Origin of the sequence: Adhaeribacter terrigena (assembly GCF_016623615.1) — a bacterium.
Classification (GTDB): domain Bacteria; phylum Bacteroidota; class Bacteroidia; order Cytophagales; family Hymenobacteraceae; genus Adhaeribacter_A; species Adhaeribacter_A terrigena.
Window position 1 is genome coordinate 519783 of record NZ_JAEHFX010000001.1, and the last position, 21626, is coordinate 541408.

Sequence of the window (21626 nt, forward strand, 5' to 3'; positions counted from 1 at the left end):
TTAATTCTGCAAGCCGATCATCGTTTGGGTTAAATTGCGCTTTTCGTTTTGCAGGTTCATGAGAGAAAGGTTTGGTTAAGGTTACGGTTTTTTGTGGGGAAAGGGTAGCGGTTTGAATTACAAAACCCGCTGGTATTTCTTGCCGCTAACAGTTGTAAGCCGGACCAGACCATGCACTGCCGAATAATAAACGCTGTCAAGGCCAAGCGGACTGTTTATAGAGCCTCCCTGGTAAGGTTTATAACTGGAGCATCTGTCGGAAATGCTGGCAGTATTTAATTTATGGAACTGCTGCCCGTTAAACGAGATTTGCGGTATAAAATTAAAATTGCCGATTATTGGGTATAAGCTTTCTTCTGTTTTTCCTAAATAAATTTGTTCGTTATTGAATTGTTGTGAAATTTTAAAAAAAAGGTAGAAAGAACATTTATAATTCGATTTGCAAGGGCGATTGAATTCCGGATCATTTGGGTTGTCGCCACTTTCAATGCGGGCTTCAAGCGAAATAGGTTGGTTCTGGTCGTTTGTAATATTTCCTTCGAAATGGGCGGTAACTTTATCCCAAGTCTCATAAATTGATTCGCAGGGCGTGTTTTCATGCCCGAGAGGCACATAGGTTACAGGCGATATTTCTTTGTTTTTACAAACCAGGAAATATTTATTCCCAGCATCATCCAGAAAGTGCAGGCTGTCACCAGGTTGATTGGGAATAAAGCTTCTTTCCGTTACGCTTAATAAAGGCTTTTTTTGTGGATCACAATCTTGACGCAAGCAGCCTCCTAATATATTCCCTATAAACAGGAGAATCATTACTTGTAGAGTACGAGTGGCAAACAGCTTCATAATTTGGTATTAAATTTTTGTAATAATAACCATTATTTACAAAGGATGTTACAGTAAAGAGGTTTGTTTTTAACAAGCTATTATCACTTCCTCTCAAACCAAACCTCCAAAACTTCCTCCGTCTTCTCACTCACTTTAAATCGGTTATCCGGCCGCAAGCCAACCACCCAGGCAATGCTTTGCGCCGAACTCAGCACCAGAACTTTGGCTTTTAAATTAAGCGGCACTTTCTGATCGATCAGCAAATCGCTGATTTTCTTTTTTCCGTTCATGCCGAGCGGCACAAACCAGTCGCCTTCCTGCCACGGGCGGAGTTTGAGCGGGAATTGCAGCAAAGCGGCATCCAGGGCAGCTACTTTTTTGCCTTTCGGAATTTTATAACCTTCGGCGGGAACACGTTTTAGTTTGATCGTGAAGTTATCGGCCTGCAGTTCGGTGTCGGTTTCGGAAATTTCGTAGGAGGCAAACTGGCGCAGGTCTTTGGGCGTAATTACGAGTTGTTCGCGGTCTATTACCAGGTGGTGCGTCGGCGAATCGAATTGCGTGCCGGAAGCATTGTGCAGGTTGGCGGCAATTTGCTTCGACTTTTCGAAGGGAAAATGATACGGTTTTAGCAGTTCGTGCAGCACGGTAGCCAAAGATAAACTCGTTTCCAGTTCCGGTACATTTATATAAGTGGCTTCGTCGGTTTCTTTCACGGCCCGGTTTTTTGCTTCGGAAACATAGCGTTCGAAAATGGCTTCGGCGCCGCGGATGCGTTCGGAGGTCTGGAAAATGGTTTCTTCCAGGTTCGGGTTTAGTTTTTTGAGCACCGGCACTACTTCGTGGCGCAGCAGGTTGCGCTGATATTTGGTGGTTTCGTTGCTCGCGTCTTCGCGCCAGGCCAGGCGGTTTTCCACTAAATAATCGTAGAGATCGTCTTTGGCCATGCAAAGCAACGGACGAATTAAGTTGCCATTCTTTGGCGGAATGCCGTGTAAACCCGCCAGACCGGTGCCGCGCGTGAGGTTCAGGAGAATAGTTTCTAACGTGTCGTTCTGGTGATGGGCGGTGGCAATAAAGTCGAAACCAAGTTCCTGGCGCAGTTTTTCGAACCAGCTGTAACGCAGTTGCCGGGCCGCCATCTGGATGGAAAGTCCGTGTTCATCGGCGAAAGCCTGGGTGGAAAAATGCTCGGAGTAAAACGGCACTTCGTATTTTTTGGCCAGTTTTTTTACGAACAGTTCATCGGCTTCCGATTCTTCGCCGCGCAACCCGAAGTTGCAGTGCGCAATCGCAATTTCGTATTTGAGTTTGTGCAGCACGTCGGCTAAAACCACGGAATCGAGGCCACCACTTACGGTTACAATTATTTTCGCGCTGGCTTCGGCCAGTTTGTTTTCTTTTATATAAGAAGCTATTTTTTCTAGCATGGGTTAATGCGCTAATGCGGTAATGTGCTGAAACTTTCGTGTTTCTTTTGAGATCAATTTAATTTTCGGTCATCCAGAGCTTGTCAAAGGAACTAACGCGTATCGAACCTGCAAGGAATTTATCGCTCTTCGCTCAAAATTTCCTTGTAATTCCACGTTAGTTTCCGCGCCAGGCTCGGAATGACGCAATAAGGGATTGGCTTAAATCTTACGGTGAAAATATATTCCTTTCTCCCTTTATGTATTTCAGACGAAACTGCGTTTAAAAACCTGCCACCACTTTTTTCGGTTAAAACCATAGCGTTTAATTTGCTACTGATTTTTCAAGCTTAAAACGCTATGGTTTTCGGCCTGAAAACTGCGTTTCGGCAATGCCGGTATTTTATGCTAATTTTGCCCGCTTTATTAAAGTTTAAATGAAGATCACGAAAGTACTGCTTTTTCTGTTTTTTCTGACCATGCCGGGCTTTTCGGTTTGGGCGCAACAAGGTCAGCCGAAGCCCAAACCGGAGAAGGTAGAATTGTTGCGCGCCGATGCGCTGGAAGGCGGCACGTTTAATGGGCGTCAGATCCGTAAATTGCTCGGCAACGTGGTTTTTAAACAGCAGGATACGTATATGTATTGCGATTCAGCGTACCAATATGCCGATCAGAATGCTATGGAAGCTTTTGGGAACGTGCGCATTACGCAGGGCGATTCGGTAACGGCTACATCCAATACGGCTTATTACGACGGCGATGCCCGGCGGGCGAAACTGCGGGGCAACGTGGTGCTGCAGGACCCGCGCATGACTTTAACCACCCCGAATTTAGATTATGACCTGGACCGTAAAACGGCTTTTTACAACGAAGGCGGCACCATTATAGACGGTACTAATAACTTAACGAGCCAGACCGGCGATTATAATACCAATACCAAAATGTTCCACTTCACCCAGAACGTGGTGCTTACTTCGCCGGATTATTTAATCACCACCAACGACCTGCTTTACCACACCGTTACCAAAATTGCTTATTTTAACGGGCCCACCACCATAAACGGCAAAGACGGGAAAATTTACGCCGAAAAAGGGAATTACAACACGCTTACCAAAGTTTCGAATTTTGAGCGGAATGCCATGATCGAGACGGAAAAATACCTCTTGGGCGGCGATAAATTATTCTACAACCAGAATACCAAATACGGGCAGGCCGACGGCAACGTGCGCATGACTTCCAAAGCCGATAACGTGGTAATTAAAGGGCAGCGGGCCAAATACTGGCAGAATACCGGCCGCGCCGAAATTACCGGCAGCCCGGTACTGGAGAATATCATGGAAAACGATACGCTTTATATGTCGGCCGATATTCTGATTTCGGAAGAATCGCAAGATACGGCCAAAGCGAGCATGATCTATGCCTACCACGACGTGCGGATCTTTAAAACCGATCTGCAGGGCAAATGCGATTCGCTGACGTATAACCAGAAAGATTCGGTGATCTATATGTTTACGCGGCCTATTTTATGGTCGGGTAAAAACCAGCTTACGGCCAAACACATGCAGCTTTTTATCCGCGACAAAAAACTGCACACCATGAAAATGTTTACCGATGCGTTTTCAGTTTCGGAAGACACCCTCCGGAATTACAACCAGGTGAAAGGCCGCGACATGACCGCTTTTTTTAAGAACGATGCCATTAGAAGGGTAAACGTGAACGGCAATTCCGAAAGCATTTATTACGCACTGGAAGGCGATACGGCGGTAACGGGTATGAACCGCGCCATTTGCTCGGATATGATGATCCAGTTCATGGAAAATAAACTGCAGAGCATTTCCTTTCTGGATAAGCCCGTAGCCCGCTTTATTCCGCCGCACGAACTCAGCCCGGAAGAAACCCGGTTGGATGGTTACCAGTGGCTCATTGCCGAAAAACCTACGCGCGAAATGGTAGTGGGGCCAAGGCTGCCCAAAAAAGTGGTAGTGAAACAACCGGCTGCTCCTGCTAAAACAACTCCCGCGAAAGCACCTACCCGTAAGGAGCAACGCCAGGCTAAACGCGAGGCTAAAAAGGTTCAAAAAGCGGCTAATGGCAAGAAACCTTAACAATACCAAACTGCTTACGGCGTTATCTTGGGAAATCTGAAAGATAATCGCTATTTTTGCGCCCTCATGAACAAACGAATTTTTCATATACTTCTTTTCTGGTCAGCAGCGCTGGTTTTTACCGCCTGTTCCGATTTTCAGAAGATACTGAAGAGCGACAGCGTAGATAAAAAATACGAAGCCGCCCTGAAATACTACGAGAAGAAAGATTATTATAAAGCCGGACTTTTACTCGAAGAACTGATACCCCTTTTAAGAGGCCGTCCGGAATCGGAGAAAGCGCAGTTTTTATTTGCCAACACCCAATATTTTCAGCGCGATTACGTGCTGAGTGCGTATTACTTCCGCAATTTCTACGATACCTACCCGCGCAGCGAATTTGCCGAAGATGCCATGTTCCTGCACACCAAATCGCTGTATAAAGATTCGCCTTCTTTCGACCTGGACCAGACCAGCACATATACCGCGCTGGAATCTATTCAGGAGTTTCTGAACCGCTACCCGCAGAGCAAAAATAAGGATGAAGCGAACCAGATGTACGACGATCTGAACGAAAAACTGGAAGTGAAAGCCTTCGAAAGCGCCAAATTATACCACCAACTGCGCCGCTACCAGTCGGCCGTTGTGGCCTTAGGAAACTTCCAGACCAATTATCCTTCTTCGGAATTTAACGAAGAAGCCGCCTTTTACCAGATCGAGTCGCAGTATAACCTGGCCAGGGAAAGCGTGGCTGAGAAACAGCGCGACCGGTATTACGATGTAGTGGGCTTGTACCAGGGTTTTGTAGATAAGTATCCGAAGAGCAAATATTTGCGTACTGCCGAAGGATTTTATACTGCCTCGCAAAGCCAGCTGGAAAAGCTCCGGGTTTCGTCGGCAAAGGAATAGTAAGTTTTTGGGCCGGAAAGCCTACCATTTTTTAATTAAGCATTTAAATAAACATATATATGGCAAACGTACCTGCTTCAATTATTACCCGCAACATGGCCGAATTCGCGAAAGAAACCGGCAACGTGTATGAGTCTGTGGCAATTATCTCGAAAAGAGCAAACCAGATCTCGGTAAAACTGAAAGAAGAGCTGAACTCGAAACTGGCCGAATTTGCAACTACCGTAGATAACCTGGAAGAAGTTTTTGAAAACCGCGAGCAGATCGAAATTTCGAAATACTACGAGCGTTTGCCAAAGCCTACCATTCTGGCCATTGAAGAATTTATGGAAGGCAAAGTGATGTTCCGCATGCCGGAAGAAGAGGAAGAAACGCCTTCTTTATAATACGGTATGCTTCGGCATAAAAAGATCTTATTGGGCGTAACGGGCAGCATTTCGGCGTATAAAGCGGCGCAACTGGTGCGGTTACTCGTAAAAGCAGAAGCAGAAGTGCAGGTGATCCTGACCACTTCTGCTTCTGGCTTTATTACCCCGCTCACGCTGGCTACGCTTTCCAAACGCCCCGTGCTAACCGATTTTGTGAAAAACGAAAGCGGCGAATGGAACAACCATGTGGAATTAGGCCTTTGGGCCGATGCCATGGTCATTGCGCCGGCCAGCGCCAATACGGTAGCTAAAATGGCTAACGGTTTATGCGATAATCTGCTGACAGCCTGTTATTTATCGGCTCGGTGCCCGGTTTTTGTAGCCCCGGCCATGGATCTGGATATGTACCGCCACCCGGCCGTAACCGCCAATTTTGACAAGCTGAAAAGCTACGGCAATTATATGATCGAAGCAGGTTTTGGCGAACTGGCCAGCGGCTTGGTAGGGCAGGGCAGGTTAGCGGAGCCCGAAGAAATTGTGGAAATGCTGTATCAACATTTTACCGACCTGCACATTGCTTAAGGGAAAAAAAGTATTGCTCACGGCCGGACCAACTTACGAGCCGATCGATCCGGTGCGGTTTATCGGAAATCACTCAACGGGGAAAATGGGATTTGCGCTGGCCGAGGCGTTTGCGGATGCAGGCGCCGATGTTACGCTGGTTTCCGGGCCGGTGAATTTAAAGACTTTACACCCGCAGATCCATACCGTTTCGGTAATGACGGCTGATGAAATGTTTGCCGAAGTGCAGCAATATGCGGCTGAGGCAAATATCTGGGTTTTTGCGGCGGCCGTAGCCGATTACAAACCAAAACAAGCCGCCGCAACCAAAATAAAAAAGGATTCTGATTCGTTTAGTATTGAGCTGGTGAAGAACGTAGACATAGCGGCTACGCTCGGAAAACAGAAAAAGCCCGGCCAGTTTGCGGTGGGCTTTGCGCTGGAAACGAACAACGAACTGGCGCACGCGCAGCAGAAACTGCAAAAGAAGAACCTGGATATGGTAATTCTGAATTCGCTTCAGGATGCCGGCGCCGGGTTTAAACACGATACCAACAAGATCAGTATTGTGGAGCGCGATAAAATAACGAACTTTGAACTGAAGGCAAAAACGGCGGTAGCGCAGGATATTGTCCGGACGATAATAGAAAGAATGTATGCGTAAAGTTTTAGCAGCGGTTTTCTTTTTGCTGGGAATGGGTTTGCAAACCCAGGCCCAGGAGCTGAATTGCGAGATTACCGTAAATACCGAACAGTTGCAGCAGGTGCCCAACAAACGGATCTTTACCGAAATGCGGAACCAGATCTTCAACTTTATGAACAATACGCGCTGGACCAACGACGTGTATAAGCTGGAAGAACGCATTAACTGCAAGCTTTTCATAACCATTACCTCCATGCCCGAGATCGGGACTTACAAAGCCACGGTGCAGGCGCTTTCGAGCCGGCCGGTTTATGGTACCGCTTACGAAACGGTGGTTTTTTCGCACATCGATAAAGACTGGAGTTTCGAATTTAACGATGCACAGCCGCTGCAATTTTCCGAAAATACCTTCACTTCCAATTTAGCTTCTTTGCTTTCCTTTTATGCCTACACCTTTATTGGTATGGACATGGATACCTATGCCTTGAAAGGTGGTTCGAAAATGTACGACCGGGCGGTAACCGTGATGAACAACGTGGTGGCGCAGGGGCAGAATAATCCCGGCTGGAAAGCTTTTGAAAGCACCCGTAACCGCTACTGGGTAGTAAACGGCCTGCAGGATCCGCAAATGGAATCGGTAAGAAATGCGCTTTACAGCTACCATTTGCAAGGCATGGATATTTACATGACCAAACCGGAAGAAGCCAGGGTAAACATTCTCACGGCCTTGCGCGGCATTCAGCAGTCGGCCCGTTTGAAACCCGGTGCGGCCCTGATCCGGGATTTTTTCGAAGCGAAAACCGATGAGATCATCAACGTGATGAAAGGCGCCTCACCGGCCGATAAACAAGCAGCTATTACCTTGCTTTCGGAGATCGATCCCACCAATACGGCCCGGTACCAGACGATTATGCGGTAATTTCTTGATTTGAAAATTTGGAAATTTGAAGATGATCCTTTCCAAATGAAATATTTTTTTTCTATCGGGTTAAGCTGTTTTTAGCACTTTTTCGGGTTAAAAGCATAGCGTTTATGAACTGGTCTTTGCCTCAAAAGACAGAAGCTTTAAACTATTTACCGGAAATCCATTTCCAAATCTTCAAAATTTTAAATCTCCAAATTATAAAAAATGGGCAAGCGGCAGGTTCGTATTTCTCAGAAAAATCTGGCCGAAAAGCGGACTGAGATCGGACATCGTGACGTGCAGCTTATTTTAACGGATAGCCGCGTATTTCACGGCACAGTAAACGAATTTTCTGATGTATCTTTGTGTATTAAAGATTACCGGCAACGTTTGCATACGTTCGGGCTGGGAGAGATACAGGAATTGGTTTACGATTTCGAAACGCTTTGCTGAAATTACATGCTTGTTGATTTAAAAATACAGAATTACGCTTTAATAGAGAACCTGCAACTGCAGCCTTCGCCCTTGCTGAACGTGATCACCGGCGAAACCGGTGCGGGTAAATCCATCATGCTCGGCGCCATTGGTTTGCTGCTGGGGAACCGCGCCGATTCTAAACTGCTTTTCAATACCGAACAGAAATGCGTGATCGAGGGCGTTTTTAACGTGGCCGATTATGAGCTTCAACCGCTTTTCGCCGCCGAAGATATTGATTACGATGCTACCTGTATTCTGCGCCGCGAAATTACGCCTACCGGAAAATCGAGAGCTTTTATAAACGATACGCCGGTAACGCTGGAAAGCCTGCGCAAAGTTGGTACTTTCCTGATGGATATTCACTCACAGCACGATACGCTGCAGCTTGGCGATTCGGCTTACCAGCTGAATATTCTGGACTTATATGCTGGTAATCAGAAGGAACTGGAACGCTACCAAACGGTATATAAAAACTACAAAAAACTCGAAGCGGCTTTTAAAAAACTGGAAGCCGAACTGGCGCAGAGCAACAAAGAGCTGGATTACCATACCTTTTTGCTGAACGAACTTTCAGAAGCCAAATTAACCGACGGCGAGCAGGAAGAACTGGAAAGCGAACTAAAGCAACTCGAACACGCCGAAGAAATAAAACTAAAGCTCTCGCAAGCCTTACAATATTTAAGCGAAGGCGAAATGAACGTGGTTTTGGCCATGAAAGATGCTTCGCATTTACTGGGGCAGGTGGCGGCTTATTCCGAAAGTTTTCAGGCTTTGAAAGAGCGTCTGGACAGCAGCTTAATTGAGCTGAACGATATTGCTGCCGAAGTGGAAACTGCCGAACGCAAAACCGAAGCCGATCCGCAACGCCTGGAAGTAATTCAGGACCGCCTGAACCTGCTTTACACGTTGCAGCGTAAACATTCGGTTAGAACGGTGGCCGAACTGATCTTAATTGAAGAAGATCTGGCGGGTAAAGTGAGCGGCGTTCATAATTTGGATGCGGCCATCGAGAAAACCAAAAAGGAAATGACAGCGGCGGCTGCCGAAGTAGAGCAAACCGGCAAAACGCTATCGGAAAGCCGCAAAAAAGTGTTCCCGAAATTTGAGAGCGAGCTTCATAGTTTACTTTCTGAATTGGGCATGCCGAACGCCCGCATTGTAATCGAACACCAGCAAGTAGCTCCAACCGCTACCGGCCTGGACCTGGTTTCGATTCTCTTCAGTGCCAACAAAGGCGCGCAGCCGCAAACGCTGAGCAAAGCGGCCTCCGGCGGGGAGTTTTCGCGTTTAATGCTTTGCGTAAAATATTTATTAGCCGATAAAACTGCGTTACCAACCATTGTGTTCGACGAAATTGATACGGGTATTTCCGGCGAAATTGCGGTGAAAGTGGGTAAAATGATGCAGCAAATGGCCAAGAAACACCAGCTTATTGCCATTTCGCATTTGCCGCAAATGGCCGCGCAGGGCAACGAACATTACTTCGTTTATAAACAAGACCGTGCCGACCGCACCGTTTCCAACATCCGGAAGTTAAGCGAAGAAGAGCGCGTGAAAGAAATTGCCCAGATGATTGCCGGCGCCAATCCAAGCACCAATGCGTATCAGAGCGCAAAGGAATTGCTGGCCCTGTAAATCGTTTCTCCTTACTCGTTATTCGGAATTAACCTCACAGGTCTTTGTGACCTGTGAGGTTTTTTGTTTTCGTACTTTTTCAGGCAAAAACCATAGTGTTTCGGGCAAATTTATGGGCTCAGATTTTCAGCTTTCAGCTTAATTCACAATATTGCAGGATTATATTTTGCGTGGCTGATTGCGCTTTACCAACAACGAATAACGAAACTCCAAACTATGGCTTATAACCTGCTTAAAGGAAAAAGAGGCATTATTTCCGGTGCCCTTAACGAAGAATCTATTGCCTGGAAAGTGGCTTTAAAAGCGCACGAAGAAGGTGCTGAAATTGTGCTGACCAATGCGCCGCTGGCTATGCGGATGGGTGAAATAAACAAACTGGCCGAAACCTGCAATGCCCAGATCATTCCGGCCGATGCTACTTCGGTAGAAGACATTGAAAACCTTTTCTCGAAGTCTACCGAGATCCTGGGTGGCAAAATTGATTTTGTGCTGCACTCCATTGGCATGAGCCCGAACATCCGCAAAGGCAAAAGCTACGGCGATCTGAACTACGACTGGTTCCAGAAAACCCTGGATATTTCGGCCCTTTCGTTCCATAAGATGATGGCCGTAGCCGAAAAGCAGGATGCTATGAACGAATGGGGCTCGATCGTAGCGCTTTCGTACATTGCTGCGCAGCGCGTATTCCCGGATTATACTGATATGTCGCAGGCCAAAGCCGTTTTGGAAAGCATTGCCCGCAATTACGGTTACCGCTTTGCCAAACTGAAGAACGTACGCGTAAACACCATTTCGCAAAGCCCGACCATGACCACGGCCGGTTCCGGCGTAGGCGGCTTTGATGCGTTCTTTGAATATGCGAACAAGATGAGCCCGCTGGGTAACGCTTCTGCCGAAGATTGCGCCAACTACTGCATCATGATGTTCTCGGATCTGACCCGCAAAGTTACCATGCAGAACTTAATGCACGACGGTGGTTTCTCTTCGACCGGAATCACGGAAGATATTGTTGAAATGATCAGCCCGAAAAGTTAATGTGCTAATTTTTTAATGTGCTGATGTGGTATCGGCATCGCGGTAATAAAAAGGCCTCTGAAGTGATTCGGAGGCCTTTCTTGTTTTAATTTATTTGATGTCACCTGAGCCTTAGCGGAGAACCTCATTAGCTGATAGCACTTTTTCAACTATAACTGATACCGTTTTTACACTTCTGGCGCAAGTGTTAAACGAAAGCGTCACTTGTACCTTTAAATTACGACAAGTCTTCAGACTTGCGTAAATTCCAATCCAGAGCTTCAAATATTAAGGAGAGTATCCATGAAAGTCTGAAGACTTTCTGAAATGAATAGTCACAAGTGACCCTAACGCTTAACACTTGCGCCAGTTATCTTCATTTATCAATTTTCTCATTTCCATATCCCTCCTTTACTCATTTCCACGTTTGCCTCATTTCCCAATTAGCATATCAACACATTAAAAAATTAGCACATTATTCATCTTCCCGGTTTACGGTAGCAATATCGAAAGCGGGCACGCAGAACGAAACATATTCGCAGGGTTCTTCGAATGGGTTGGAGTAGCGTACGCGGGTTCCGGCTTTTATTAAAATTGACTGGCGCTCGCCCAGGTCTATGGTTTCTTCGTCCATTTCAATGCGTTTTTTGCCGCGCAAAACCAGGGTTACTTCGTCAAATTCCGGTTTCTGAAAAGGTTCGCCCCAGTGCGGTGGTGCCAGCATGTGCGCTACACTGTAAGCAGAAGTGTGCGTGGTGGCCAGTCCGAAATGCTCTTCAATGCGTTTGCCGTCGGTAGTTGGTACCAGGAATGGTTTGGTTTGCAGCAGGAATTTTTTATCAGCCATATATCGGTAATTCTATAAGGTTAAAAACCCATTATTTACATTCGCCTTTGGTGTAAGACGTTACGCCGGCATTTGTGGCCACGCAGGAATTGCCGTAGGTTTTACCATCGCAACCGCACACCGGGTCGTAGATTTCGATGCAGATGCCGTCGGGGTTTATTTTGGCAGGATCGATGCAGGTAGTTTTCTCGGTGGTTTTGCAGGAGAGTAAAAGGAGCAGCGGAAGCGCCAGAACGATAGGTTTTAAAAGTGAATTCATAGGATCAGGTTGTTTTTTCAAATATACGGTTTAAACTATTTTTTTAACGGAACGTTTAAAAACCGGGCCATAATTGTGGATTAGATTCCGACTTGCCTGAAATAATTTAACTAAAATCGAACCTTGCCGTATAGCCAACTTACGAAAAAAATGGCCGTTTCTGGCAGATAATTTATATCCTCTAATCATCTCTTTCACCATTCTAAAAATCTAATTATGAACAGCGGACAGTTTAATAAAGGCGGTAAAAAAGTGAGATACGAAAACGCAGCCAACGCCGATACCAATCGCACAAAATATGGTACCGGGGCATTTGGCGCTTCTAAAAAGAAGAAAACAAAATATTTTTCCGATAATGGCAACAGCAGCAATAAGATCTGGATGGCTGCTTTGGCCGGAGCCAGCGCAGGCGTAATTGCCGGTTTGCTGATGGCTCCTGAAAGCGGTAAAAGCACCATCGACAGCTTAAAAAGAAGTGCCATGCGTTTAGGCGACCAGATGGACGAAACATTCCGGGTGGCAATGAATAAAATGGAAAGTATGGGCCTTGCCCGTTCTGGCGACAGCCTGCAGATTCAGGGAAACTGGGATCAGGTTAAAGGAAAAATGAAAGCTCAGTACGGCACTCTTACCGATCAGGATCTGGCTTACCTGGAAGGGCAGGAAGATAAATTTCTGGGTAACCTGGAAACCAAACTTGGCAAATCGAAGCGCGAACTGGTTCGCTGGATCAACAGTCTGGCTTAATTTTTTCAAACTTTTTTCCGGCGGAAAAAATAAGCCGGAAATTGTTTGCTTAAATATATAATAAACTATATGTTTAAGCGTTCAACACTTTGTAAAACGGTAGGTTTCCGGAGATAAAAACTCAGAAATTTACATATTAATAAAACTTAATATATCAATAAACGTTAAGTTAAATTACTGGAGCAGTTTGTAATGCAGGCTGCACAAATCAGAAATAAAAATCAACTCTATAAATTTATAATACTATGAAAGACAATAGCGGAAAAATTATTTTAGCGCTTTTAGCCGGTGCAAGTGCCGGAGTTATTGCCGGTTTATTAATGGCTCCGGACAGCGGTACCGCTACCCGCGACAGCCTGAAAAAATCAGCTTCTAAACTGGGCAAAGATCTGGAGAAAAAACTGCAGGAAGGAATGGCTAAAATGGAAAGCATGAATGCCGGCGGCTTGATCGATCAGGCTACTTCTATGTTAGGTATGAACAAAGGTGGCGATTCGCAGACTGGTTCTAATACTGGTTCCGCTAACGCTGGTTCTAATACTGGCCGTAGCGCTGCTTCCGGTTCAACCGGATCTTCTGCTTCGTCTGGTTCAGCTGGCAGCACTGCTGGTAATACTGGTTCATCGGCTGGCGGTGGTTCTACCATCAGCAACAGCTAATTGAAGTTACTTTTGTAACCCCGGGCATTAAATGCCCGTATAATAAAGTATAATTGCTTAACTAGTTTTAAGAAGAATTAGTTGATAAGTGAATTTTAAATAGAAAACGAACGGAAATACAGGTTCGAAAGAACAAGTAAAATGAAGTGAGTGTTTAAAATTCAGTCTTCAATTGATCTGAAAAAGAGTTAGTTAAGCAATAAAAAAGTCCCGTTTTTAAAACGGGACTTTTTTGCGTTTAAACCATACGGTTTTGCTTATTCTTCCTGGGCTTGCGCCTGTTTTTCCGGCTTCATTTGCGGGAAGAACAATACATCCTGGATAGAGTTTGAATTCGTCATGATCATGGATAAGCGGTCTATGCCGATGCCTAAACCGGCGGTTGGTGGCATACCGTATTCCAGGGCCCGTAAAAAGTCTTCGTCCAGCAACATGGCTTCGGTATCGCCGCGTTTGCCAAGCTCTAACTGCTCTTCAAACCGGGCCCGCTGATCGATCGGGTCGTTCAGTTCCGAGAATGCGTTGCAGATCTCTTTTCCGTTGCAAATTGCTTCGAAACGTTCTACCAAACCTGGTTTGTCGCGGTGCTTTTTAGCCAGCGGGCTCATTTCTACCGGGTAATCGGTAATAAACGTTGGCTGGATCAGGTAAGGCTCGCACATCTCACCAAAAATTTCGTCTATGATCTTGCCGCGGCCGATATTCGGATCCAAGTTTATTTTCAGGCCTTTTGCAACTTCACGCATTTCCGCTTCATCCATTTCCGAAATATCGATCTTGGTGAAATGTTCAATGGCTTCGTACATGGTATAACGTTTCCACGGGCGGGCAAAATTGATGATGTTTTCGCCTACTTTTACCTCGGTAGTTCCGTGCAGGTCCATGGCAATTTTTTCTACCATTTCTTCTACCAGGTCCATCATCCAGTAATAATCCTTGTAGGCTACGTAAAGCTCAACCTGCGTAAATTCCGGGTTATGGAAACGGCTCATGCCTTCGTTCCGGAAATCTTTGGAAAACTCGTACACGCCATCAAAACCACCTACGATCAGACGTTTCAGATACAGTTCGTTCGCGATCCGCAGATACAAAGTCATATCCAGGGTGTTGTGGTGCGTTTTGAACGGACGCGCGGCGGCACCCCCGTAAAGCGGTTGTAAGATCGGCGTTTCAACCTCTAAATAACCACGCTTGTTCAGATACTCGCGCATGGAGTTGGTGAGCTGGGTACGCTTAATGAAAGCTTCTTTCACGTGCGGGTTCACTACCAGATCTACGTAACGCTGGCGGTAACGCATTTCCGGATCGGAGAAAGCATCGTAAACTACTTTGTTGCCGTTTTCGTCTACCGCTTCTTTTACAATTGGCAGCGGTTTCAGGCTTTTGGTTAAAATTTTTAACTCCGTAACGTGTACCGAAATTTCGCCTACCTGGGTGGTAAAAGCGTAGCCTTTAATGCCGATAAAGTCGCCGATATCGAGCATTTTTTTGAATACGGTATTGTACAGGTCCTTATCCTCACCGGGCGCAATATCGTCGCGGGAAATATAAAGCTGAATGCGGCCACTGCTATCCATGAGTTCGGCAAACGAAGCTTTACCCATAATGCGGCGGCTCATTAAACGACCCGCCAGGCTTACTTCCTGGAAGTTGTTGAGTTCCGGTTTATAATTCTCTTTTATTTCTTTGGCCGAGGCCGTAACGTCAAATAATTCGGAAGGGTAAGGGTTGATGCCCATTTCGAGCAATGCTTCCCGTTCGTGGCGGCGGCGTAATTCCTGTTCGCTTAGCTGCATTTTAGATATCTGGTTTAAAAGTAATTTAATCCGCAAAAATGCGAATTTATTTGCGGATTATGGCAATTTTTTCGTTTTATAACCATTCGCGGGTAAATTCAGTATATGAGGAAAACGCTATGTTTTTAGAAGAAAAAACCGGGAAACAAATCTAAAACGACTCATTCCCGTTTATAGCCTTAAACCAAAAATGAACTATGAAAAGTGAAGTAACTTTAATTTTCGAAGAGAACGACGGCACGCTGAACTGGCTATTTAATATAATTTCGTACGCCCACCACATCTCAGACGCGAAAGTGAAAGGCATGCTGGAACCGATGATGAAAGAATTTCTGCACCAGGACAGTTACAACCGGCTTTTAGAACTTTCGGAAAAAAATATTTCGGAAGAAGAACTGATATCCGAGCACCTGAATAAAGGCGTGATCAAATTCAGTTCGCCCAAGGTAACCGTGCGCGGCCCTAAAATTAAAGCCATGTGCTACATGATCGAGCAGGCCGGCGCCATGCAGGAAGCGGCCGCGGGCGAAGATGTGCCGGAAAATGTGCTGGCTTTATTCAAAGGTCACCAGGGAATTCTGGACCGCATTAAAATTGTAATTACCGAAGCCCTGCAGATTGCCGGCGCTAAAGGCGTTCAGATCGAAAAATTCAGCAGCCAGTAATGGTTAATTATTAGTGATTAATGAATAATCGTTAATGAACCGGGAAACCGGGTGGCTTTTATGAATATTAAATAAAAAAACCTCACAGCTCTTTTCAGGCTTGTGAGGTTTTTTTGTTCAGACTTTTCAGGCCCGAAACCCTACCGTTTTTAAGTAAAAAAGCCCGGCAAAATTTGCAGGGCTTTTTGTTAAATCGGACAACGAATAACGAAATTAAGCTGCAAGGCCGAATTGGTAGTTTTGTTCGTTGCCGAATAGCGGTACGATCTTTTCGCGGAAGCGGGCGGCAACATAGCCATCTTTCAGGTGCGCCGGCAATTCTTCCAGGATCTGTTCGTATTTCTCCAGCCCAATGGCTTTGGCCACGTAGCTTTCATGAATGCCATTCAGGTAGCTTACAATGTTAAGTAACGATTCATGGAATAAACTAAAATCGATATCGGCTTCCACAAAACGCTCAATTTCGCGGTGCGACGAAGAGATCTGTAAGCGGCTCAGCAGATCGAAGAACGTGGTATAACCCATGCGCCAGGTAATTTGCTGCCAGTGCTGGGCATTCCAGCGGTTCAGGATCTCGTTCGTTTTCGGGTTCCGAAGCGCTGTATTCGGGTTGTTTTGCAGCTGCGTTCTGATGGCGGTTGCTTTCTGCTTGCGCGTGGTGCGTAAAAACTGCCCGATCTGCGCCTGGGCATCGAGTTCTTTTTCAGCTATTTGTAAACCTGCTTTGTAAGCGGCTAGCGGCAACCGGTGCACACTAAAATCGTTGTAATGGCCGGCCGCATAAAAACCAATGGCTTTCGGGTACGCGTTCCGCACTACCAATCTGCCAACTTCCCGCTGAATTACGGATGCGTTGTTAGTTTGCACGCCAAGGGTGTATAAAAAGGCCCGCAACCCCGCAAAAACGGTAAAGTAAGCCTGCGGAAAGGTCCAGTGCAGGGCATTTCTTAAGTATGCCTCATCGCCGAGTTCGGCCGTAGAACGCAACGCATATTCGGTGCTCCAGCAGGAGCGTAAAAGTTTAATAATGGCCTGCTGGTCTTCGGTTTTGAGTTCAGCCTGGTGTTCTTTTAAGAAAGCCAGGTGTTGCAAACCGGCATCCGAAGCGCTATTTTGTATATGGTAATTAATGGCCGAAAAGTAATTCAGGAATACCTGCGCGGGAATGGACTTCCGCCAGGTTTCTTCGTTTTTTTTCTCCTCCGCAAACAGCGGAATCACATTTTCATCTGTTAGCTTTTTCATACTTTTTTAACAAAAAAACATAGCGTTTTAGTTGCAAAACAGGGTCTGAAATAGGGGATATTTGATTCTATAAAGCGTTGATAATCAATCAAATAAAAGGGAATTGAAAATATTTTTAACTCATTTGGAAAGGTTTGATAATCAAGGGCTAACGTTTTGATAAAACCGGAAAAAGCTATGCTTTCGGGCGGAAAAAGTGCCTGCACAGTAAAGCAGAAAAGTAACAGAAACCGCTGAAATGAGTTTAAAGGTAAAGCGAATCTAATCCTTAGAAAATGGAGCTGTCTTACATTCTGAACGAACTCGGCGAAGACCGGGAAATGTATTTTAATTCGGTGGCGCCGCCAATTATCCAGACCAGTAATTTCAGTTGCAAAACCGTAAATGCGCTGCGCGAAGCTTTGCTGCACGAAAGCGAAGTGGAGTTTTATACCCGCGGCAATAACCCGACTACCGACCTGCTGGAAAAGAAAGTGGCCGCTTTGGAAGGAGCCGAACATGCCCTCGCTTTTGGCAGTGGTATTGCAGCTGTTTCGGCGGCAGTGATGAGCCAGGTTAACGCCGGTGATCATATCGTTTCAGTGGCCAAACCTTATAGCTGGACCAATACGCTGCTCAAGAAATACCTGCCAAAGTTTGGCGTTGAAACTACGTTCGTAGATGGCCGCGACGCTGCCAATTTCGAAAAAGCCATCAAGCCCAATACCAGGGTTTTTTACCTCGAAAGCCCCAATTCCTTCACTTTCGAACTGCAGGATATTGCCGCGGTTACTAAAATTGCTAAGGCCCATAACATCATCACCATCATCGATAACAGTTACGCGACGCCGCTTTTTCAGCAACCCATTGCTTTGGGCGTAGATATTGTAGTGCATGCGGCTACCAAATATATTTCCGGCCATTCCGATACCATGGGCGGCATAATTTGCAGCACGCATGCGCGCATCACCAAAATTTTTGAATCGGAATTTATGACGCTGGGCGGCATTATCTCGCCGTTCAACTCCTGGCTACTGCTGCGCGGTTTACGCACCCTGCCAATCCGCATGGAGCGCATAGCCGATACTACCCGCAAGGTGGTAGATTATTTAACCAAACAACCCAAAGTGCAGAAAATATTCTTTCCTTTCCTGCCAACCGATTCACAATACGAACTTGCCAGAAGACAAATGAGCAATAACTCCGGGCAGTTTACCATTCAGCTCCAAACCGAAAATCTGGAAGAAATAGACCGCTTTTGCGACAACCTGAAACACTTTTTAATGGCAGCCAGCTGGGGCGGGCACGAAAGTTTAATTTACCCCACAGCTGCCAGCTACAACGCCGGAAATTACAAATCTGACCTGCCGCCCAACCTCATTCGTTTCTACATTGGCCTGGAAGATGCCGATTACCTGATAAAAGACCTGGACCAGGCTTTTGCCCTGATCTGAAAACGGTAGGGTTTAGCCGGCAAAAACTAAAAGCAATAAAAAAGCCCCGGCATAATTGCCGGGGCTTTCTATTTTTAACAGATTTACGACTTATTTTACCGCTTTGGCACCAGCCCACTGGTCTTTAATAATGTTAGTGGCTTCGCTCAGGTAAATGTCTTTCGAAAGGTTTTTAATAAACTTGGTATTAATATTTTGCTTCACCGTATCGGCACCAATTTTATCGGTATCTACTTTTAAAGAAGCTATGTTCAAAGGTTTATTGCCTTTTTCAACTTCTTCATAGCGTTTCGCGTCTTCCTTCGACTTTTTGTTTTCAGCCATGAACGTGGTCAGTTTCAGCGAGCGGTTGGTATTATCCGACTGCTGTTTCATGCGTTGGGCAATTTCGGTTACCATTTTGAAATTTGCATTTCCGGCAACGCGGGAAGTGGAGTTGGCTTTCAGTTTTGCAATATTGGGTTGATCTTTCCAGAGTTTGAAGCTGGCCGGCTTGATCTCATCCCAAGGCAGCGGGAAGTCCTGATCCTTTTCGCCTTGCTCCAGGTAGGTGTACATGTCTGGCAATAAAATGTCAGGTGCAACGCCCCGCAGCTGGGTAGCGCCGCCATTTACGCGATAGAATTTCTGGGTAGTAAGTTTCAGCGAACCCAAAGGTTTAATGGCGTTAAATTCACTTGGCACTACGTTATCTAAATTGAAAACCTGCTGTACTGTGCCTTTGCCAAACGTGTTGGCACTGCCTACCACTACGCCACGTTTGTAATCCTGCATGGCCGCAGCCAGAATTTCCGAAGCCGAAGCGCTGAACTGGTTTACCATAATTACCAGCGGGCCATCGAACTGCACCTGCGGGTCGCGGTCTTCCAGAATGGTAGGAGCGGAGCCGCTCGTTTCTACCTGCACCACCGGGCCGCGCTCAAAGAACAAACCAGCCATCTGCACAGCATCCTGCAAAGAACCACCACCATTATTTCTCAGATCTAGGATCAGGCCCTGGATATTTTGTTTTTTTAGTTTTTCTACTTCTTTCCGCACGTCGTCGGCGCTATTACGGCCGCCTTTGTTGTCGAAATCGGCGTAAAAGCCGGGCAGTTTAATGTAGCCAACCGGTTTCTCTGCATTTATTAGGGCCGATTGCGCGTAAGTTTCTTCAATGATCACGATATCGCGGATAATGGAAATAACTTTTACCGAAGCGTCAGGTTTTTTAACGGTCAGGCGAACTTCCGTGCCTTTTTTACCGCGTACCAATTGCACAGCATTGTCCAGGCGCATGCCTTCCACGCTTACCGGTTCTTCGTTACCCTGGGCCACTTTCAGAATAATATCGCCGGCTTTCAGTTCGCCCTGACGATAGGAGGCACTACCCGGCACAATTTCGGCTACTTTAATATAACCATCGCGTTCACTTAAAGTAGCGCCAATACCTTCCAGGCGACCGGTCATGGCAATATCAAAAGAGGCTTTGTCTTTCGGCGGAAAATATTCGGTATGCGGATCGTAAGCGTTAGCAATGGCGTTTATGTAAGCCGAAACGCTGTCGTTCCGATCGAACTGACTGATGCGACGATACATGTCGTCGTAAGTTTTTAGCACTTTTTTCCGGGCTTCGGCTTCCAGTTCGGTGTTGGTTTTGGCAGGCGTTTTATTGTCTTTTTTAGCTTGTGCTTTCTCCTGCATTTCTATCAGTTCGGCCATTTGTACCAGTGTCTGGTATTTTAGGTATTTCCGCCAGGCTTCGCGCTGTTCGGCTTTGTCTTTCGGGAATTTCAGTTTTTCCGGATCCAGTTCGGTGCTTTCTTCGGTGTTGAAATCAAAAGGTTTGGCCAGAATATCTTTATAGATTTCCTGGCTTTCTTTAGAACGAACGTTGAAAATACGCGTGCTGGCATCCAGGAACTCGTAAGAACCGTTCTGTACGTGATCGTCTATTTTGGTTTGGTATTTCTGCAGTTTATCGATATCGGTCTGCAATAAAAATTTCTTGTTGAAGTCGAGGCGTTTCAGGTACAGGCCGTACACTTTTTTAGAAAAATTATCGTCTAATTTCTCCGGCTGAAAATGCGCTGAATTCAAACCCTGCATGAGTACGCGCAGCAGAATTTCGTTTTTACCCTGGCCTGAAAGATCCTTTTTCGTTTCGCCGGAACCGGAATGCGATGTATAGCAGGCAAATAGCATCATCACCGAAAAGAGTGATGCTATAAAAATTGATTTAGATTTTAAATAATGCATAAGCGCTATTAAAGTACGTTTCAAATATACACAAAAGTAATGCCCGATTCAGCAGTTTTCCTGCAATATGTCTACGGAAAAAAACACCGTTACTCCGTTTGTTTCCGGACAATTTTACCGGCGAATTTGTTTTAAAAAGGGCAATTATTCTTTAAACGAAATTGAGCGAAGAAAAATGCTATGGTTTGCAATAAAAAAAGTGCCTGCCGGGCTTTTATAACCAGATTAACCTTTAAACACAAAAAAGCCTCCAATATATTGGAGGCTTTTTCTGTGTAATTGATTTTTAACTTTTAAACGCGGCTTAGCGATAAATATGCTCGCCGTTGCTGTTTTTCCATTCTGTTTCGAAATAGCGGGCATCTTCTTCGTTGCGTGGGGTTACACCCATTACTATGCCGCCTTCTTTTACGCCAGATTCATAAACCTTAGCGCGTTCTTCCGGAATACCAGAGCCTACTAAAGCACCCAGTAAACCACCTGTTAAACCACCGGCACCGGCACCAGCCAGACCAGCCGCTAACGGACCAGCAATTACCAATCCTAAACCTGGCAATGCCACAGAAGTACCTAAGGCTGCTAAAGCACCAACAATAGCGCCTAACGTACCACCAATGGCAGAACCGGCACCAGCACCTTCAAGGGCTTTGTTGCCTAATTCGGTTTCGGTGTGGGTATCAGAAAAATGTCTTTTACGGGTATCGTCCGACATAATTACGTTCACATCGTCTTTAGTATAACCGCGGGAATGTAAAGTGCTGTAAGCGCGTTCTGCACTTGCTCTGTCTCTGAACATTCCGGTCATCATGCGGTTTGAATTGCTTGTATTTTCCATAGTTGTGTAAAAAAATTAAGTTTAAATGAATACTTATTTAGGAAACCGCTAAACCTTTTTGGCTCCGGTTCCG

At 45.8% G+C, this 21626-nt stretch carries 21 protein-coding genes; 13 read left to right on the forward strand and 8 right to left on the reverse strand.

The annotated features are described in order from the left end of the window. Positions 1-117: 117 nt before the first annotated feature. Positions 118-843: a hypothetical protein gene (locus I5M27_RS02110; protein WP_200504373.1), complete on the reverse strand. Its 726-nt coding sequence runs from the start codon at positions 841-843 to the stop codon at positions 118-120. A gap of 83 nt (positions 844-926) precedes the next feature. Further along, the gene (gene tilS, locus I5M27_RS02115; RefSeq protein WP_200504374.1) at positions 927-2255 is read right to left on the reverse strand and encodes a tRNA lysidine(34) synthetase TilS; all 1329 of its coding nucleotides are present in this window, start codon (positions 2253-2255) and stop codon (positions 927-929) included. Positions 2256-2671: 416 nt separating this feature from the next. Here tilS and I5M27_RS02120 point away from each other — a divergent pair, with 416 nt between their 5' ends. The 9 genes from I5M27_RS02120 (at position 2672) to I5M27_RS02155 (ending at position 10850) form a co-directional block, all read left to right on the forward strand. Further along, positions 2672-4339 (forward strand): OstA-like protein, encoded by a 1668-nt coding sequence (locus I5M27_RS02120; RefSeq protein ID WP_200504375.1) that lies wholly within the window; start codon positions 2672-2674, stop codon positions 4337-4339. Positions 4340-4405: 66 nt separating this feature from the next. Next, positions 4406-5227, forward strand: a complete 822-nt coding sequence (locus tag I5M27_RS02125) for an outer membrane protein assembly factor BamD (protein WP_200504376.1) — start codon at positions 4406-4408, stop codon at positions 5225-5227. Positions 5228-5286: 59 nt separating this feature from the next. Then, a complete protein-coding gene (locus tag I5M27_RS02130) occupies positions 5287-5613 on the forward strand; it encodes a DNA-directed RNA polymerase subunit omega (protein ID WP_200504377.1) in 327 nt (108 codons plus the stop codon). Between the two features lie 6 nt (positions 5614-5619). Continuing rightward, positions 5620-6177 (forward strand): flavoprotein, encoded by a 558-nt coding sequence (locus I5M27_RS18855; protein ID WP_394369075.1) that lies wholly within the window; start codon positions 5620-5622, stop codon positions 6175-6177. Then, positions 6170-6820, forward strand: coding sequence for a bifunctional phosphopantothenoylcysteine decarboxylase/phosphopantothenate--cysteine ligase CoaBC (gene coaBC, locus I5M27_RS18860; RefSeq protein ID WP_394369076.1), 651 nt, complete (start codon positions 6170-6172; stop codon positions 6818-6820). Before I5M27_RS18855 ends, coaBC begins: the two co-directional genes overlap by 8 nt. Next, entirely contained in the window at positions 6813-7718 is a 906-nt protein-coding gene (gene porD / locus I5M27_RS02140; protein ID WP_200504378.1) for a type IX secretion system protein PorD, read from the forward strand. The genes coaBC and porD overlap by 8 nt, the downstream gene beginning before the upstream one ends. A gap of 210 nt (positions 7719-7928) precedes the next feature. Further along, the gene (locus tag I5M27_RS02145) at positions 7929-8156 is read left to right on the forward strand and encodes a hypothetical protein (RefSeq protein ID WP_200504379.1); all 228 of its coding nucleotides are present in this window, start codon (positions 7929-7931) and stop codon (positions 8154-8156) included. A gap of 6 nt (positions 8157-8162) precedes the next feature. After that, positions 8163-9815, forward strand: a complete 1653-nt coding sequence (recN, locus tag I5M27_RS02150) for a DNA repair protein RecN (protein ID WP_200504380.1) — start codon at positions 8163-8165, stop codon at positions 9813-9815. A gap of 216 nt (positions 9816-10031) precedes the next feature. Then, a complete protein-coding gene (locus I5M27_RS02155; RefSeq protein WP_200504381.1) occupies positions 10032-10850 on the forward strand; it encodes an enoyl-ACP reductase FabI in 819 nt (272 codons plus the stop codon). A gap of 454 nt (positions 10851-11304) precedes the next feature. On the opposite strand, the gene I5M27_RS02160 is transcribed toward I5M27_RS02155, so the two are convergent. Both I5M27_RS02160 and I5M27_RS02165 read right to left on the reverse strand, forming a co-directional pair. After that, on the reverse strand, positions 11305-11676 hold the full coding sequence (locus I5M27_RS02160) for a cupin domain-containing protein (RefSeq protein ID WP_200504382.1): 372 nt from the start codon (positions 11674-11676) through the stop codon (positions 11305-11307). A 31-nt stretch (positions 11677-11707) separates the two neighbouring features. Continuing rightward, entirely contained in the window at positions 11708-11935 is a 228-nt protein-coding gene (locus I5M27_RS02165) for a Kazal-type serine protease inhibitor family protein (protein ID WP_200504383.1), read from the reverse strand. 216 nt (positions 11936-12151) lie between these two features. Between I5M27_RS02165 and I5M27_RS18665 the strand changes: the two genes are divergently transcribed. Further along, positions 12152-12682 carry a CsbD family protein gene (locus I5M27_RS18665; RefSeq protein WP_317193538.1) on the forward strand — a complete coding sequence of 177 codons (531 nt, stop codon included), beginning with the start codon at positions 12152-12154 and terminating at the stop codon, positions 12680-12682. Positions 12683-12927: 245 nt separating this feature from the next. Beyond that, positions 12928-13341 (forward strand): YtxH domain-containing protein, encoded by a 414-nt coding sequence (locus I5M27_RS02175; protein WP_200504384.1) that lies wholly within the window; start codon positions 12928-12930, stop codon positions 13339-13341. A 257-nt stretch (positions 13342-13598) separates the two neighbouring features. Here I5M27_RS02175 and lysS read toward each other — a convergent pair whose 3' ends face one another. Beyond that, complete coding sequence (gene lysS / locus I5M27_RS02180) at positions 13599-15137, reverse strand: lysine--tRNA ligase (RefSeq protein WP_200504385.1); 1539 nt, start codon at positions 15135-15137, stop codon at positions 13599-13601. 197 nt (positions 15138-15334) lie between these two features. Here lysS and I5M27_RS02185 point away from each other — a divergent pair, with 197 nt between their 5' ends. Continuing rightward, on the forward strand, positions 15335-15802 hold the full coding sequence (locus I5M27_RS02185) for a hypothetical protein (RefSeq protein ID WP_200504386.1): 468 nt from the start codon (positions 15335-15337) through the stop codon (positions 15800-15802). A 213-nt stretch (positions 15803-16015) separates the two neighbouring features. Here I5M27_RS02185 and I5M27_RS02190 read toward each other — a convergent pair whose 3' ends face one another. Beyond that, complete coding sequence (locus I5M27_RS02190) at positions 16016-17047, reverse strand: hypothetical protein (protein WP_200504387.1); 1032 nt, start codon at positions 17045-17047, stop codon at positions 16016-16018. A gap of 275 nt (positions 17048-17322) precedes the next feature. On the opposite strand from I5M27_RS02190, the gene I5M27_RS02195 reads away from it, so the two are divergent. Next, positions 17323-18480, forward strand: a complete 1158-nt coding sequence (locus I5M27_RS02195; protein WP_200504388.1) for a trans-sulfuration enzyme family protein — start codon at positions 17323-17325, stop codon at positions 18478-18480. Positions 18481-18570: 90 nt separating this feature from the next. Here the strand turns inward: I5M27_RS02195 and I5M27_RS02200 are convergent, their stop codons facing one another. Both I5M27_RS02200 and I5M27_RS02205 read right to left on the reverse strand, forming a co-directional pair. Beyond that, positions 18571-20718: a carboxy terminal-processing peptidase gene (locus I5M27_RS02200; RefSeq protein ID WP_234462348.1), complete on the reverse strand. Its 2148-nt coding sequence runs from the start codon at positions 20716-20718 to the stop codon at positions 18571-18573. A gap of 304 nt (positions 20719-21022) precedes the next feature. After that, complete coding sequence (locus I5M27_RS02205; protein ID WP_200504389.1) at positions 21023-21553, reverse strand: hypothetical protein; 531 nt, start codon at positions 21551-21553, stop codon at positions 21023-21025. Positions 21554-21626: the final 73 nt, after the last annotated feature.